At 67.6% G+C, this 15,446-nt stretch carries 12 protein-coding genes and 1 pseudogene; 9 read left to right on the top strand and 4 right to left on the bottom strand.

Going from position 1 to position 15,446, the window contains the following annotated elements; all coding sequences use genetic code 11:
- Together BSP109_RS14895 and BSP109_RS14890 are read left to right on the top strand one after the other, a co-directional pair.
- Positions 1 to 929, top strand: a 929-nt coding sequence (locus tag BSP109_RS14895; protein WP_374700174.1) for an ISL3 family transposase, incomplete at its 5' end; no start/stop codon positions are given.
- 230 nt (positions 930 to 1,159) lie between these two features.
- A complete protein-coding gene (locus tag BSP109_RS14890) occupies positions 1,160 to 2,347 on the top strand; it encodes an MFS transporter (RefSeq protein WP_101601670.1) in 1,188 nt (395 codons plus the stop codon).
- Here BSP109_RS14890 and BSP109_RS14885 read toward each other — a convergent pair.
- Positions 2,316 to 3,629 (bottom strand): hypothetical protein, encoded by a 1,314-nt coding sequence (locus tag BSP109_RS14885; RefSeq protein ID WP_101601663.1) that lies wholly within the window; start codon positions 3,627 to 3,629, stop codon positions 2,316 to 2,318. The genes BSP109_RS14890 and BSP109_RS14885 overlap by 32 nt on opposite strands.
- A 198-nt stretch (positions 3,630 to 3,827) precedes the next feature.
- Between BSP109_RS14885 and BSP109_RS14880 the strand changes: the two genes are divergently transcribed.
- The 5 genes from BSP109_RS14880 (at position 3,828) to BSP109_RS14860 (ending at position 10,274) form a co-directional block, all read left to right on the top strand.
- Positions 3,828 to 4,454 carry a hypothetical protein gene (locus BSP109_RS14880; protein ID WP_101601661.1) on the top strand — a complete coding sequence of 209 codons (627 nt, stop codon included), beginning with the start codon at positions 3,828 to 3,830 and terminating at the stop codon, positions 4,452 to 4,454.
- Positions 4,454 to 5,050 (top strand): OmpA family protein, encoded by a 597-nt coding sequence (locus BSP109_RS14875; protein ID WP_101601659.1) that lies wholly within the window; start codon positions 4,454 to 4,456, stop codon positions 5,048 to 5,050. The genes BSP109_RS14880 and BSP109_RS14875 overlap by 1 nt, the downstream gene beginning before the upstream one ends.
- Before the next feature lie 79 nt (positions 5,051 to 5,129).
- Positions 5,130 to 6,254 (top strand): DUF1524 domain-containing protein, encoded by a 1,125-nt coding sequence (locus BSP109_RS14870; protein ID WP_257944725.1) that lies wholly within the window; start codon positions 5,130 to 5,132, stop codon positions 6,252 to 6,254.
- Positions 6,255 to 6,395: 141 nt separating this feature from the next.
- On the top strand, positions 6,396 to 9,245 hold the full coding sequence (locus BSP109_RS14865; protein WP_180959771.1) for an AAA family ATPase: 2,850 nt from the start codon (positions 6,396 to 6,398) through the stop codon (positions 9,243 to 9,245).
- 105 nt (positions 9,246 to 9,350) lie between these two features.
- Positions 9,351 to 10,274, top strand: coding sequence for a ketopantoate reductase family protein (locus BSP109_RS14860; protein WP_101601655.1), 924 nt, complete (start codon positions 9,351 to 9,353; stop codon positions 10,272 to 10,274).
- A gap of 65 nt (positions 10,275 to 10,339) precedes the next feature.
- Here BSP109_RS14860 and BSP109_RS14855 read toward each other — a convergent pair whose 3' ends face one another.
- Positions 10,340 to 11,269, bottom strand: a complete 930-nt coding sequence (locus BSP109_RS14855; protein ID WP_101601654.1) for a LysR family transcriptional regulator — start codon at positions 11,267 to 11,269, stop codon at positions 10,340 to 10,342.
- A 107-nt stretch (positions 11,270 to 11,376) separates the two neighbouring features.
- Between BSP109_RS14855 and BSP109_RS14850 the strand changes: the two genes are divergently transcribed.
- Together BSP109_RS14850 and BSP109_RS14845 are read left to right on the top strand one after the other, a co-directional pair.
- Complete coding sequence (locus tag BSP109_RS14850) at positions 11,377 to 12,813, top strand: SRPBCC family protein (RefSeq protein ID WP_101601652.1); 1,437 nt, start codon at positions 11,377 to 11,379, stop codon at positions 12,811 to 12,813.
- Entirely contained in the window at positions 12,810 to 13,991 is a 1,182-nt protein-coding gene (locus BSP109_RS14845; RefSeq protein ID WP_101601650.1) for a flavin reductase family protein, read from the top strand. The genes BSP109_RS14850 and BSP109_RS14845 overlap by 4 nt, the downstream gene beginning before the upstream one ends.
- 86 nt (positions 13,992 to 14,077) lie before the next feature.
- Here BSP109_RS14845 and BSP109_RS14840 read toward each other — a convergent pair whose 3' ends face one another.
- Together BSP109_RS14840 and BSP109_RS14835 are read right to left on the bottom strand one after the other, a co-directional pair.
- Positions 14,078 to 15,289 (bottom strand): cobalamin-independent methionine synthase II family protein, encoded by a 1,212-nt coding sequence (locus BSP109_RS14840; protein ID WP_101601648.1) that lies wholly within the window; start codon positions 15,287 to 15,289, stop codon positions 14,078 to 14,080.
- 30 nt (positions 15,290 to 15,319) lie between these two features.
- Positions 15,320 to 15,446, bottom strand: a pseudogene (locus tag BSP109_RS14835) (IS5/IS1182 family transposase); the annotation flags it as partial.

The following is a 15,446-nucleotide window of genomic DNA, read 5'->3' as shown; positions in this document are numbered from 1 at the left end:
ATTGCATGGTGCGGCCTTGGGTGAGAGACGAGTTGAGGAACTTCTATCTTCGCCCAAGGTCGCTTCTCATTCATCACCGAGACCCGGCAAGCAGGGACCGCTCACGCACTCTAGAACCGGAAGAGCCCGTATGGCGCCACACGAAGCGTGGCGACAAGTACGTGACCGTGATCATCGACCTGACTCCGGTGCGTTCCAAGAACGGAGCTGCCCGCCTGCTGGACATGGTCGAAGGTCGTTCCAAGGCCGTGTTCAAGCAGTGGCTCGCCGCCCGCCCGCAACAGTGGCGTGAGGGTGTGGAGGTTGTTGCGATGGACGGGTTCACCGGGTTCAAGACCGCCGCTGCCGAGGAGCTTCCCGACGCTGCCCCGATCATGGATCCATTCCACGTCATCCGGCTTGTCGGTGACGCGCTGGAGAACTGCCGACGGCGCGTCCAGCGCGATGTCTTCGGCCGTCGGGGAAGGACCGGTGACCCGCTCTACCGGGCCCGCCGGACCCTGCTCACCGGAGCGGGCCTTCTCACCGAGAAGCAGCACGCCCGACTCGATGAGGTGTTCGCCGAGGATCGCCACGTCGCGGTTGAAGCGACCTGGGGCGTCTACCAGGATATGATCACTGCGTATCGGGAGACGGACCGCGGGCTGGGGAAGTTCTTCCTGCAACACACGATCGAGCGGATCAGCGCTGGTGTTCCCATCGAGCTCGTCGAGGTCCGCAAGCTCGCCCGCACGCTCAAGCAACGAGCCGCTGACGTCCTCGGCTATTTCGATCGACCCGGGACCAGCAACGGCCCAACCGAGGCGATCAATGGCCGACTCGAGCATCTGCGCGGGATCGCGCTTGGGTTCCGGAACCTGAGGCACTACATCGCCAGGAGTCTGCTCGAAGCAGGCGGCTTCAGACCTCGACTACACCCTCGTTCGTGAAGAGCCGCATAAGGTCGTGGTCAGGTCTCGCCGGCGCTGCCCTACTCGCCTCTGCTGTCTCATTCGGTACCTGCGAAAGCTCCATGGAGTCGACCACGGCCTCGGCGTTGATATTTCCGGCCTCCACATCGATGGGCCGCCTTCATTGTGGTCGTCCGGGCCCTTGACCGCTCATTTCGGACAGTAGGGTTCCAGACGGTGACATCTGAACACAGGATCGTGGGGTGAGCATGGGCCGCTTGAGCGCTCGTGACGGCATTTTCGGCGTTGTGCTCCTCCTCCTGCTCGGTGCTGGGTGGGCAGCGAACCACTTTGCGTCCATGATCGGAGTGCTCCGGGAGCAGGAGCACCTGAGCGGAGTGTTGCTCAACGGCGCCTACGGGATCTACGCCCTGGGGCTGCTTCCCTCTCTGCTGGGTGGTGGGGCACTGGCCGACAGACTCGGTGCCCGGGCAGTGGTTCTAACTGGCGCCTCTGTCGCGGCACTCGGCAACGCGTCACTGCTCATGTGGCACGGCGAGACCGGGGTCCTCATCGGGCGATTCGTCGTAGGACTCGGAGTCGGTTTGGCGATGAGCGCCGGGACTGCGTGGGCCGGTCGACTCCGCGGCGCAGGTGGAGCGATCCTCGCCGGGATCTTCCTGACCTTAGGATTCGCCGTAGGTCCCATCGCCTCGGGACTTCTGGCCTTCGTTCTGCCGGACGCCGCTGCCCTGCCCGTGCCCTTCGCGGTGAGCACGCTGTTCTCGCTGGCCACCGTGGCGCTGGCGCTGGTGGTGGTTCGCGGACGCGAAACGACCTCTGCTGCGAGTGCGGACGGGATGGCGCGCACACCCGATGCTGGACGCGGCGTCGGCCGCGCCTTGTGGGCCGCCCTGCCGATGGCACTGTGGGTGTTCAGCTGCGCAACCACGACCTTCGTGGTGCTGGCGAGTCGAGTGGCCGACCGAGTCGAGTCAGGCGTGCTCCTGCCCGGGATCGCCGCGCTCGTGACCCTCATCCCCGGGCTGGGTGCCCAAATGCTGGGCCGCAGATTCAGCTGGGGGCCTCGTGCCGGGATCACCGGAGCTGTTCTGGCTGCCGTGGGCATGGCAGCGGCAGGCCTGGGCGGGGCCGCGCCCCCAGTCTGGCTCTTCGTCGTCGCGAGCCTCGTCCTGGGCACCGCCTACGGCTTGTGCTTGCAGCAGGGCTTGGTGGACATCGAGCGCCTCACACCTGCTGGCTCCCGCGGCACGGTGATCGGGATCTTCTACGTCTTCACCTACCTGGGATTCGGCCTGCCCGTCCTGCTGGAGGCTCTGCTGCCCACGCTGGGTGCGGTCGTCCCTCTGCTCGTCCTCGCTGGTCTCGCCGTGCTGTCCGCCCTGCTGCGCGGACTGCAGCTGGTCAGGACGGATCTGTTCCGCCACCCTCGGTGACCGCCCCGCTCGCGACGGCCACCTCGTTCGGCACCTGTGAAAGCTCTACTGAGTCGACCACGGCCTCGGCGCCGTCCTCTGACTTCGTGAGGTCCACGATGTGCATCGTCTGCGTCTCCGGTTCCGTTACGTAGGCGAGCTCATCGCTCACCGTGATGTTCGGCATCGGCGTCTGCCATTCGGCGGGCTCCTCCCACTCCTCGGTGACTGGGACCTCGGCGACGGTCGCTCCCGATTCCTCATCGATCACGAGCAGGGTGCCTTCCGTGCCGAGCACCAGGGCCTCGCCCTCCGGGCCGCGAGCCAGTGATCGGAACGCGTAGCTCGCCGGCAGGTCGACGACCTCGATCTCACCGGATTCTGTGTCCGTGAGGCTGATCTGGGTGGGCCGCTCGAGCTCCGCGTCCGGATCCGTCTTGAAGTCGCCTAGCACGACCGGCGACTCCGGCGATCCCGCCTGATTCCCGATGCGGGCGAAGTCCTCGTCCGCTTCCACATGGGTGATCTCGTCACCGTCGACGATGACGATCCCGTTCTCGCAGCCCACCGTGATGACACCGTCGGCAGCAACGGCCTCACCGTGCACGCCGGGGCAGTCGTCCGTCCGCGCGATCTCCTCGCCGTCTTCGTCCTGGACGAGGACGGTGCTGCGAGACTCCTCGGTCCCCTCGGTGAGGACGACGCTTCCATCCTCGCGGGGGACGGCGACGCCGTGGTGCGGGTCGGGCAGCGTCTGGTCCTCGGTCTCGATCGCGCTCGTCGCATCGAGCCCACTCGGATCGAAGGTCTTCACTACACCGTCGCCGTCGAAGAACGCCGCGGCGATCCCATCGTGGACGACCAGGTGGCCGGGGTGGCTGCCCTCGACCCGCTGATCGCTGAGCACCGGATCGGTCGTGTACGAGTGGTTGTGATCGCCGTGCGGCTCCGACCACGTGCCCGTGTCCAGCAGCCTGAACGAATCGCCCTCCGTGAGGAAGAGGTGGCGGTCGTCGCCGGCCTGGTTGAGGCGGGTGAACCCCTCTGCAGGAAGGTCTGCCAGCTGCTCACCGGTGATCCCGTCGAGGACCAGGACCCCACCGTCGTAGGTGACGGCTGCGCGCGGATTGGCCCCGGCGGCCTCGTGGGTCTCGCGATCCGAGGGATCGACAGCGGGTGCGGAGCTGGACTCCGATGCGGTGTCGGTTCCCTGCCCGCACCCGGCGAGCAGAACGAGGGCGGAGACGGCGGCGAGCGAGGCGAGCGACCGTGCCGCCCGCGTGGATTTATGCGTTGTGGTCATGCAGGCATATAACCCGCTGACCAGGAACATTGTCATAGGTGGATATAAAGATACGCGCATGAGCCGGCGACACCCTCCCGTCACCGACTGTTCGCCTCGCGGGAAGATGCGACGAGCCCCAGGTGCTAGCGTCGAATGCATCGTCGCGTCAGAGGTCCCTCTGGTGCTCCGCCGGATCATTCACCGAGGTGCCGCCGCATGTCTCGCCTGCAGAGAATCACCCTGTCCTCACTCTCGCTCGGACTGGTCGGTCTGCTGGGCGCCTGCTCGCTGGGCGGATCGGACACCGCCGCCGAGGCGCAGGAGACCGCCGCTGCCCAGCAGTCGGGCGGTGGCGAGGGCGGTGAAGGTGACTCCGCAGCGGCGGGGGAGGGCGCCTCGGGCGAGGGATCGCCTGAATCCGCGGGTCTCGATCCGAACAACCTCCCGGACCCGATCGCCAGCAACGAGGTCCCCGCAACCGTCGAAGGCGACCCGGACGCCACGATGACCGTCGACTTCTTCGGGTTCGAGCGAGACGGCGAGACGTTGGTCGGACAGTTCGCCTTCACGGTGAACGCCGAATCCGACGAGCCGCGCTGGCTCTACCACTACCTGGGCAATGGCACCTGGCACCCGTACCTGCTCGACACCCAGAACCTGCGGAAGCACTCGGTCATCGGCACCACGGGCTCGTGGGCGAAGACGGCCGATCAGGGGGCGAAGTTCGCGCCCGGGCAGACGCTCTACGCGTTCGCTGTCTTCGCCGCCCCCGAGGATGCGGACACCGTGTCCGTATCGGCCGTCGAGGGCGCGCCGCTCGTCACCGACGTGCAGGTCCCGTGATGCCGCACCGGTCCGCGAACGTGCGTGCACACCGCTTGGTCTCCTCCGGGATCGTGGTGGCGGCCGCGTTGGCCGCGGGCCTGCTCGTGTCCGCTCCGGCAGGGGCAGCGGACATGCCGACCCCGAACGATTTCACGAACCCGGACAGCTCGGCCCTGCGCGACAGCGTCACCGATCTGGCGCCCAACATCGCTGATCTCTCAGAGAACATCGAAGAGGCGGAATCGACTGAGTCGTCCGGCGGCGAATCGGTCATCACGCTGGCCACCGACATCCTGTTCGACTTCGACTCCGCAGAGTTGAGTGACGCGGCCCAGGAGCGGATCGCGGAGATCGCGGACGGGATCCCCGCGGATGCCGAGGTCACCGTGGCCGGGCACACTGACTCGAAGGGCGGGGGCGCCTACAACCAGGACCTGTCTGAGCAGCGCGCAGACGCCGTCGCCGAGGTCCTGGCTGAGTCGGACGGTGACCTCCAGATCGAGAGCGAGGGCTTCGGGGAATCCGAGCCGGTCGCCTCCAACGGCACTGAGGCCGAAGACGACCCCGAAGGTCGGGCGGAGAACCGCCGCGTGGAGATCCGCCACGACGGGTGACCAGTCTCACCTCCAATTGCGATCAGTTCTCACTCATACTTCTCTCAGGAAACAAGTCGTCTTTGCTGAGGGAGTGGTAGTGGCATCGTCTGGTTCTCGTCGCCGCAGTGCGGTCGCCGCGCTGATGTTCGCGGTTCTGTTCCTGGTGGGCTGTGCCGATGCCGGCAGTGTGGAGGCGGACGACAGCGCAGGCGTCGCAGAGGCGAAGGCGCCCGCGGCGACTGCTGAGCAGGAGCCGACTCGGACCTCGGCGGCCGATGAGGGTGATTCAGACGAGGAGTCCGCGCGCGACCGCGATCCGGCCGGCGCCGTCACCGGCAGCGCCCTGCAGATGCTCTACGAGCTGGAGGTCAAGGGGCGGGCGCCCAAGACCGGGTACGACCGAGAGCTCTTCGGGTGGCGCGACGACGTGGACCACAACGGCTGCGACACCCGCAACGACGTGCTGCGCCGCGACCTGGAGGACATCACACTGAAGTCGGGTGGCTGCGTGGTGCTGGGCGGCTCCCTCACGTCCGACTACACGGGCGACACCTTCGATTTCATCCGCGGCGACGGCAACAACATCGACATCGACCACGTCGTGGCGCTGTCGAACGCCTGGCAGACGGGGGCGCAGCAGCTCTCCGAGGACGAGCTCCTGGAGTTCGGCAATGAGCCGGTCAATCTGCTGGCCGTCGAGTCGAGCGTCAATCGGTCCAAGGGCGACGGCGACGCCGCCACCTGGCTGCCGCCGCGGAAGGGCTACCGCTGCGAGTACGTCGCCCGGCAGATCCAGGTGAAGCACGACTACGACCTGTGGGTCACCCCGCCGGAGTTCGACGCGATGGAGGGGCTGCTGCTCGACTGCGACGAGGACGAGTTCGGCGATGACGAGTGGCCGGACCGTCACGACGGAGATGTGAAGCCGGAGCCTGCGCCCGAATACGAGCCGGAGCCGCAGTACGAGCCGAAGCCCGATCCGAAGCCGGAGTCGAAGACCTCCGGCGGTGGGTCGTCCGGGTCCAGCGGTGCGTCGAGCTCGAGCGGATCCTCAGGCGGGAGCGCATCGTCCGGGTCGGGGACCTCGGGCGGGGGCGGCGTCTACTTCAAGAACTGCGACGCAGCCAGGGACGCCGGCGCTGCGCCGGTGCACGCGGGCGACCCGGGATACGCAGGACACCTCGACCGCGATGGCGACGGGATCGGCTGCGAGTGGTCCTGATGCGATCCGCGGTGTGTGGTCAGTTGGGTGACTGGACGGCCTCACCTTCCACCTGCGACTAGTCTGCTGATGGGCGCTTTCGTCCGGCCCTCGAAGTCGTCTCGCGCGGTTTCGTCCATCACTCCGACCAGGGACTACGCAATGTCAACGCACTCGACGACCCGCTCGCAGCTGTCCGACGACGACCTCGCCGTCATGACATCCGGTCGGCCGTATCTGGGCGGATGGGGCGTCGGTGCCCCGTGGATGCTCGACGATGAGTCGATCGCAGCGGTCCGCGGACAGATCCTGAGTATGGCGACTCACCAGTATGCCGACTGCTTCGACGGGGAGGGCGGCCCATTCGGCATCCTCGACAGCGTCCCGCCGCTCGTACAGCTGACCGCTTACATGTTCGAGGCGCTGCAGGGGTCCTGCGTCGTGCTCGATTCGGCCGCGCACGCGGCGATTCTCGATGACTTCAAGGAATCGGGGATCCCCAGCCGACGAAGCCTCAGCATCGTCACGTGGACCCCGACCTTCAACTGGCTGACAACTGCATGGCAGACGCTTCGAACTCGCAATGACATCTCGACGACCGCTCGCATCCTTACGGACGTCCTCGACGTGCTTGCCGGTGTCCCACCACTGGAAGAAGCGGCTCGTGCGTGCAGCAGGCTCATCGACGCGGTCCTCGAATCGATGCCTGTTGCCCGCCTGGACTCTGCGACCGACGATCAGCTCGAGGGGATCTTCGCCGGTGCGCTGGATGACCGGGGCGCAGAGGCTGTGCCGAATCTTCGCGGACTGACATTCGAGCTGGAGCTCCTGCGCGGACACATCGAAAGGTCAGCGGCGGTGCTGAAGACTTCAGGCATCGATCTGCCGTCACTCGAGGATCTGCTGGTCAGCGAACTCACCGATGCCGGTGCCGCGCTCAGCCCAGAACTTCGGCCCGCTCTCGGAGGGCAGGTCTACATGCGACTGCGCGAACGCGTCGCGGCGGGAGAACGCACGGATGTCGACCGTGCTGCGATTTCGAACAGTCTGGCCCGAGCGATCCGTGAAGGCCAGGCCGCCGCAGCGCATCAGTGGACGGTGGGCGCCTACCGCGTGCTCTGGACGGCGCTGTCGATTCCCGACGATTCGCGGACGCCGGCCTCCATCGCGATCGAAGATCTCGCCGATGATCTGGCCGACATCCGTGCGGCACTGCGGGAGTCGAAGGAAACGGCGAAGTCGACAGAAGAAGCCGACTCGAAGGACGCGGCACAGTCGACGGATTCGGCGGGCCTCGCGGCGGTGACTGACCGGACGGACAGCGTGGGTGGCGTGGGCGACGGACGGTCGGAGCCAGCAGGCACCTCGACGTCCTCCGATCCGTGGGCGAAGCTCGATCGGATGGTTGGCCTGACCGGAGTCAAGGAGACGGTGCAGCGGGTGCTGCGCGGGGCGGAGCTGGCACAGCGTCGACGTGAGGCGGGGGTTGAACTCGAGCCGCCCGCACGGCACCTGCTGTTCCTCGGCAACCCGGGCACCGGGAAGACCGAGGTCGCCCGGCTGATCGGTGAGATCTACCGGGACCGCGGCGTGCTGCGCACGGGGAAGCTGGTCGAGACCTCGCGCGCAGACCTCATCGGGGAGGGGATCGGGGAAACCGCGCCGAAGGTCCGCAAGCGCGTGAACGCGGCACTGGGCGGCGTGCTCTTCATCGACGAGGCGTACGCGCTCAACGCCGACGACGGGCGCAGCGACTACGGCAAGGAAGCCGTGAACGAGCTGATGACCCTCATGGACAGGCACCGCGACGACCTCCTCGTCATCGCCGCGGGATACCGCGAGCAGATGCAGTCGCTGCTGCGCGCCAACCCGGGCCTTGAATCGCGGTTCGGCAACCGTGTGATCTTCGACGACTACACCGACGACGAGCTGGTCGAGATCTTCGCAGGCATGGCGTCGGATGCGCGTCTGGCACTCGAGGAGGGTGTGCTCAAGGAGGTCCGGTCGGCTCTGCCTCGGAAGCGCACCCCGCGATACGGCAACGCCCGGGAGATGCGACGGCTCTTCGAGGCGACGATCGAGCGCCAGGGCATGCGACTCAGCGGACGCTTGAGCGACCTCACCGACGACGAGGTCCGCACGGTGACCGTTGCCGATGTCCGTGAGGATCGGAAGGACGATGCACAGCGCCAACGGATCTTCACCTCCGCGAAGCGCGACCTGGACGGGCTCGTCGGGCTGGGGCGGATCAAGAACGAGGTCGAGGGGCTCGTCGACGAAGTGCGTCTGGAAGATGCGCTGCGTGCGGCCGGCGTGGGAATGAGCGACGATGCGCGCCACATGCTGTTCCTCGGGAATCCCGGGACCGGGAAGACCGAGGTGGCACGGATCCTCGCCAGGATCTTCCACGGCCTCGGGATGCTGTCCCAGGGCCACCTCGTCGAAGTCCACCGCTCCGACCTCGTCGCCGGGTACATCGGGCAGACGGCGCTCAAGACCGAGGCGAAGGTGGAATCCGCGATCGGCGGCGTGCTCTTCGTCGACGAGGCCTACAGCCTCGCCTCGGAGAGCGACCACGACTTCGGCGGAGAGGCCGTCGACAAACTCCTGACGTACATGGAGGACTACCGCGATGACCTCATCGTCATCGCAGCCGGCTACGGTCCGGAGATGGACGACTTCCTCCAGTCGAACACCGGTCTTGCCTCCCGCTTCCCCATCCACCTGACCTTCCCCGACTACTCGGATGACGAGCTGCTGGACGTCCTCGTGCGGTTCGCGCAGACGGAGAACCGCGTGGTGGAGGCGGAGGCGATCAGCGTGGCCCGGTCACTCCTCTCGGAGAAGCGGGAGCAGCCGGGGTTCGGCAACGCACGCGATGTGCGCACGCTGTTCGCATCGGCGAAGCGTCATCAGATCAGCCGGCTGGCCGATGAGGTGCAGATCGGGACGGTCACGTCGGAGCAGCTGAGGACCCTGCTCCCGATCGATTTCAGCCGCGCTCAGCTCTGATTCGCCGATGCCCCACAGGGCGGACCAGCCCCGCAGCGGGCGCTGCGTGCGGTTATCCTCGTGACGTTCGGTGGCCGAGGGAATGGGGACGAAGGAGTGGGGACGATGAAGATCCTGATCGTGGGTGCGGGAGCGACCGGCGGGGCGTTCGGAGCCAGGCTCCTCCAGGCGGGGCGCGACGTGACCTTCCTGGTGCGGGAGCGCCGCGCGGAAGTGCTCCGGGCTGAGGGGCTGCGCTTCCGCGATCCGGAGGGGGAGTACCAGCATCGCGTCGACGCGATCACTGCCGTCGACGGCACGTACGACCTCGTCGTCGTCGCGGTGAAGGCGCCGGCACTGCCGGCGATCATCGAGCAGATCCGACCTGCTGTGGGCGCGAAGACGGTGATCCTCCCGCTCCTCAACGGAATGCGACACATCGACCTGCTGGCCGAGGCGTACCCGGGCCATGCGATCGGCGGGATCGTGAAGATCGTCGGAACGATCGACGAAGCAGGGACCGTCGTGCAGAAGACGTCCATGAGTGCGATGACCATCGGGGCGCTGGATGGCCGTGAGCTGCCCGCCGACGTGCAGGATGTCTTCGACGTTCCCGGCGTCTCCTTGGCCGTGGTCGACGACGTGCTCGCCCGTCTGTGGGAGAAGTGGGCGTTCATCGCCTCGGCAGGGGTGGTGACGTGTCTGTTCCGCGGTGAAGTGGGTGACATCATCGCGGCGGGCGGAGAAGCGCTCGTCCTCCAGGCGATCGCTGAAACTGAGAGCGTCGCTGCGGCGGCCGGTCATCCGGTCGGGGTGGAGAGCCACGCACAGGGCGTGGAACTGCTCACGGCGCCCGGTTCTCCCTTCACCTCATCGCTGTACCGCGACCTCCAGCACGGAGACCCCCAGGAGGCCGAGCACATCCTCGGCGATCTGGCGGATCGTGCGCGGTTGTTCGGGGTGTCGACACCACTGCTCGATGCCACGGTCGTGCAGCTGCGCACGCACGGTCGGGCACGGGTGCGACAGCTGCAGGCTTCAGGTCTGTGAAGCCGCTGCCTGCTGCGCGTGCTGGAGCGTGCTGAACCCGGTCAGGTCCGCATTCGATGCGGGAATCATCCCCGCGGCCGTCGCGTCTCCTCGATCTCCCGCGCCGACTCGTCCAGTGCGGCCAGCGCGGCCGCGACCATCGGTCTCCTGTCGCTGCCGCGCCTGATCCCCGTGAGGATCCGCCGGGAGGGCACCGGATCACCGGCCAGCGGCACCCGCACGACATCGTGGCCGGCCGGCAGCCTCGCCAGCCGCGGCACCAGGGAGACCCCCATGCCCGCAGCCACCAGCGCGGCACCGGTCTCCCACTCACGGATCAGATGCGCGGCCACCGGCTGGAACCCCGCGGCGGCGCACGACACGGCGACCAGCCGGTGATACGTCGACCCGGGCTTGTCCATGATCCAGTCCTCGTTCGCCGCGGCGACGAGCGGCACCGCAGACTCCTGCGCCAGCCGGTGGTCCGCCGGGACCAGCAGATCCAGGGGATCGGACAGCAGATCACGCTGCTGGAACCTCGGATCGTTCCGGGCGGGCAGGGGCTCCGTCGCCACGACCACGGCGACGTCCGCCCGCTCCGCCAGCAGCAGTTCGAAGCACTCCTCCGGGTCCGCCTCGATGATCCCGATCATGCTGTCCGGGAATGCGCGACGCACGGCTCCGGCCGCCGCCGGCAGGAGTGAGCCCGCTGCGGTGGAGAACCCGCACAGCCGCAGCGCGTCGTCCTGGTGCTCATCACCCGCCTCGAGGATCTCTCCACGCATCTGCTCCCAGCGAGTAGAGAGCTCATGCGCGTGCCCCAGCAGAACGGTGCCCGCATGGGTGAGCCGCATCCCGCGCCCGTGCTGCTCGACGACCACGACGCCGAGGTCCTCCGACAGCGTCTTCAGCTGGTGCGACACTGCTGACGGCGTGTACGACAGCGCCCTCGCCGTCGCAGTCACCGTCCCCGTCTCCGCGACCATGCGCAGCACTGTGAGCCTTCGATCGATCATGCAACCATTTTGCACCTTCTCATCGAATTACGTTCGCTTCTCTTTCCGATGGCGCGGGCGGACACTGGAATCACAGCCACTGCATCGAGGCAAGGAGGGCATCGACGATGACGACGATCCCCAGGGGCGGCGCCCACACGAATCCACCCACCACGGAAGCGGCCACCGATGCCGAGGCGACCGGCACCTCGGCGACCACCGGCACCTCGGCGACTGCGACCTCGGCGTCGACCGGCACCTCGGCGGAATCCTCGGCCGCCGCCTCCGGCAGGTGGGTGCACGCTGTCGCGAACCGCCGGGCCGGTCACTCGCTGGAGGCGCCGTTCTACACGGACCCGGACTTCTACCAGTCGGACGTCGAGGCGGTCTTCCACCGGTCGTGGATCTTCGCCGCCTCCGTCGCCGAGGTCCCCGAGCCCGGCGACTACGTCACCCTCGACGTCGGCAGGGCCTCGGTCATCATCATCCGCGACGATGACGAGGAGATCCGCGCCCACCACAACGTCTGCCGCCACCGCGGGGCCCGCCTCCTCATGGAGTCGTCCGGGTCCGTCGGCAACATCGTGTGCGGCTACCACCAGTGGACGTACTCACCGGAGGGCGACCTGGTGCACGCCGGTGTGCAGGCACCGGACTTCAACCCCGCCTGCTTCTCGCTGATGTCCGTGCACGTGAAGGTCATCGCGGGCCTGATCTTCATCTGCCTCGCGAAGGATGCACCGGACGACATCGACGACGTCGCCGCACGCATCGCCCCCTACATCGCACCGCACGCTCTGGAGCGGACCAAAGTCGCGTTCCAGGAGGACATCGTCGAGCACGCCAACTGGAAGCTCATCATGGAGAACAACCGCGAGTGCTACCACTGCGAGGCCGGGCACCCGGAGCTCACCTGCACCTTCTTCCCCACCTACGGGTACAGGGAGGATGAGATCCCCAAGCGGCTGCTCCCGGCGCACGATCGCTACCTGGCCGCCGAGCAGCTCCTGTCGGTCAACGCCGCCCGCAACGGTCTGCTCACCGAGGCGATCGAGGAGCTGAGCGGGCGTGCCACAGGCTTCCGCATCCAGCGCGAGGCCCTCGACGGCGCCGGGGAGTCGTACACGAAGGACGGTCGTGCGGGCTCCCGGAAGCTGCTGGGGGAGTTCGATACCCCCGTGCTGGGGCGCCTGTCCCTCCACGTCCAGCCGAACACCTGGTTCCACTTCCTGGGCGATCACGTCGTGACGTTCTCGCTGGTCCCGCTGGGTGTCGACCGCACACTTCTGCGGACCACATGGCTAGTCCACGAGGACGCGGAGGAGGGCGTCGACTACGACATCCCCCACCTCACCGAGGTGTGGCACAAGACGAATGAGCAGGACGCGGAGCTGTGCGTCCGCGCGCAGATGGGCGTGAGCAGCCCGGCCTATGTGCCGGGCCCCTACGCCCCGCACGAGTACCAGGTCGAGGCGTTCATCGCCTGGTACATCGAGCGGCTGCGCGAGCACCGCGGGATCGAAGCGGGCGCAGCGGGCGCGGCGACTGAGGAGGCGGCACGATGACGACGATGTACGACGGCGGAGTGCCGACGACCGAGGCGCCCCGGACTCCGACCCCGAGGTCCGGTTCCTGGTCGCCCGGCTACCCCGCGGCGATGCCGCGCGATGAGTTCACCGGCGACCTCGTCTGCACCGCGCTGACTCCGGTCACCCACGACGTCCTCGACGTGACCTTCCGCCCCTGTGACGGCGGCACCCTGCCGTTCTCACCGGGCCAGTACTTCACGTTCGCGTTTCCGCAGGTGGGCGTGGACCGCTGTTACTCGGTGACTTCGACACCGTCGCTGGGCGTCGACGGCGTCGAGGAGTTCACGATCACGGTCAAGAAGGTCCCCGGCGGGCCGGTCTCGACGTTCCTGCACGAGCAGTTCCGTGTGGGGGACACGGTGCGTGCTGACGGGCCGTACGGCGTTTTCGGTTCCGATGTGCGCCCGGGTGCAGGTGCCCTCTACCTGTCCGCCGGCAGCGGGATCACGCCGTTCCTGTCGATGATGCGCGCCAGGAGGGCCCTGCTGGCGACGGGGGAGAGGTCGCTGCCCCTGTGGTCGAGCGTCATCCACGTGCATACGGCGCACACGCCTGCGGACCTCGTTCATCGGGAGGAGGTCACGGGCCTGTCCGGTCGTGACGAGACGACGTTCATCCCGCTCTGCTCGCAGGATTCCGCCGCCGAGGCCTGGACCGGCGTCCGCGGCCGCCTCACCTCTGCGACGCTGCGGGTCCTGGTGCCCGACGTCGCGGATCGTGAGGTGTTCGTCTGCGGACCGACCGCGTACATGGAGGCGGTGCTCGCGATGCTCGTGGAACTGGGCGTGCCCGAGGTGCGCATCCATACGGAGTCCTATGTGTTCGGCGAGACGGTGCGGGTGCCGACCACGGACGACGGTGCGGGTGTCGGGGAGGCGACGACCGCCTCGGCCGCGGTCTTCTCCGTCGAGTTCCGTGGCGCCGGCTGCATGGTGCAGTGCCCGAAGGGGATGACGATCCTCGAGGCGGCGCGTGAGGCCGGGATCGCGCACCCCTCCTCGTGTGCCGAGGGCGTGTGCGGCACGTGCAAGGCGACGAAGGTCAGCGGTGAGGTGGAGATGGACCACCAGGGCGGGATCCGGCCCCGGGAGGTGCGGGAGGGGAAGATCCTGCCGTGCTGCTCGGTGCCCGTGAGCGACGTGGTCATGGAGTGAGTGCGGAGAGTGCGGCGCTGCCCCCACGCAACGGTGGAGCCCCAGCCACGCGTGGCCGGGGCTCCTCCAACGGCTGGATCTCTGGGTCAGGCCGCGACGGGCCGTGCGAGCCGGGCGGAGGCGATCTCCGTGCCTGCGACCAGAGCTTCGAGCTTGGCCAGGGCGATCTCCGGGTGCACGCGGCCTCCCAGTCCGCAGTCGGTCGATGCGACGATTCGCTCCGGCCCGACCAGCCGGGCGAAGCGCTCGACGCGCTCCGCGACCAGCTCCGGGTGCTCGACGACGTTCGTCGAGTGGGACACGATGCCGGGGATGATGTACTTGTCCTCCGGGAGGGCGACGTCCTCCCAGATCCTCCACTCATGCGCGTGCCGCACGTTGGCCGCCTCGAAGGTGATGCCGGAGGCGTTGATGGACAGCACCTGGTCCACGATGACGGAGAACGGCAGGTCCGTCACGTGGGGACCGTGCCACGATCCCCAACACGTGTGGACGCGGACCTGCTGAGGGTCGATCCCGCGCAGCGCATGATTGAGCGCATCGATGCTGAGCTGCGTGAACGCCTGGTACTCCGCCGGAGTCGGCTCCGGGTTGATCTGGTCGAAGTTCTCCGCCAGCGAAGGATCGTCGATCTGCACGATGAGTCCCGCATCGGTGATCGCCAGGTACTCCTCGCGCAGCACATCGGCCCACGCCCACACGAACTCCTCGTACGACGAGTAGTGCAGGTTCTCGACGCGTGCGGCCGACGCCGGTGAGAGGGAGTTGAGGAAGCCGCGGGACTCCTCGTACCCGGCGCGCTGCAGCCCCTTCTTGAGGTTGGTGATGTCCCGTGCGACGGCGTCATGGCCCGCGTAGGAGATCGGACCGATCGCCTGCGGGAACCCCGGCTGGCTGCCGGTGTCCGTGCCTGCGTCCGGGTCGCTGTACGCCCTGGGGAACAGATTGCGGTCGCGCCGGTCCGCGAAGCTGGTGAGGCGGATGTTCCCGGGCTCACTGCGCTGGACCGGGAGGTTCCATAGTCCTTCGCCGGAGATCTCCAATCCGTTCGTGCGGTTGAAGGAGTAGTGCCACCAGGCGCCGTAGTCGAACTCCGAGGCCATCGCATGGCCGTACTCGCCGTCGTTCGGCTCCGTGATCCCGAGGTCCTTCTGCTTCTGCAGCAGGTCCACGACGCTCCGCGTGAGCAGGGCGTCGAACTCCTCGCGCCCCTGCGCGGTGCCCGCGGCATTCGCGGTGAGGAGCTCCGTGGTGCGCGGCAATGATCCGGCGTGTGAGGTGCGGATGGCATCGGACATGATTCTCTCCTTGTGTACCCGGTTACCCGGCTAGGGCGTGTCCGACAAATGTTGTAGCCACGCAATTGCTGCGTTGAGCACGATTGCTGCGCGGTAGACGATGGCGAGTTTGTCATAACGAGTGGCCAGTCCCCGCCATTGCTTCATGCGGCTGTAG

Origin of the sequence: Brevibacterium sp. Mu109 (genome assembly GCF_900169375.1) — a bacterium.
Taxonomy (GTDB): Bacteria; Actinomycetota; Actinomycetes; order Actinomycetales; family Brevibacteriaceae; genus Brevibacterium; species Brevibacterium yomogidense_A.
Note: the sequence above shows the minus strand (reverse complement) of the source record. Positions and strands in the feature narration are given on the sequence as shown.

Coding starts and splice junctions, on each gene's coding strand:
- BSP109_RS14890 (WP_101601670.1), top strand. CDS start 1,160: ATGGGCCGCTTGAGCGCTCGTGACGGCATTTTCGGCGTTGTGCTCCTC.
- BSP109_RS14885 (WP_101601663.1), bottom strand. CDS start 3,629: ATGACCACAACGCATAAATCCACGCGGGCGGCACGGTCGCTCGCCTCG.
- BSP109_RS14880 (WP_101601661.1), top strand. CDS start 3,828: ATGTCTCGCCTGCAGAGAATCACCCTGTCCTCACTCTCGCTCGGACTG.
- BSP109_RS14875 (WP_101601659.1), top strand. CDS start 4,454: ATGCCGCACCGGTCCGCGAACGTGCGTGCACACCGCTTGGTCTCCTCC.
- BSP109_RS14865 (WP_180959771.1), top strand. CDS start 6,396: ATGTCAACGCACTCGACGACCCGCTCGCAGCTGTCCGACGACGACCTC.
- BSP109_RS14860 (WP_101601655.1), top strand. CDS start 9,351: ATGAAGATCCTGATCGTGGGTGCGGGAGCGACCGGCGGGGCGTTCGGA.
- BSP109_RS14855 (WP_101601654.1), bottom strand. CDS start 11,269: ATGATCGATCGAAGGCTCACAGTGCTGCGCATGGTCGCGGAGACGGGG.
- BSP109_RS14850 (WP_101601652.1), top strand. CDS start 11,377: ATGACGACGATCCCCAGGGGCGGCGCCCACACGAATCCACCCACCACG.
- BSP109_RS14845 (WP_101601650.1), top strand. CDS start 12,810: ATGACGACGATGTACGACGGCGGAGTGCCGACGACCGAGGCGCCCCGG.
- BSP109_RS14840 (WP_101601648.1), bottom strand. CDS start 15,289: ATGTCCGATGCCATCCGCACCTCACACGCCGGATCATTGCCGCGCACC.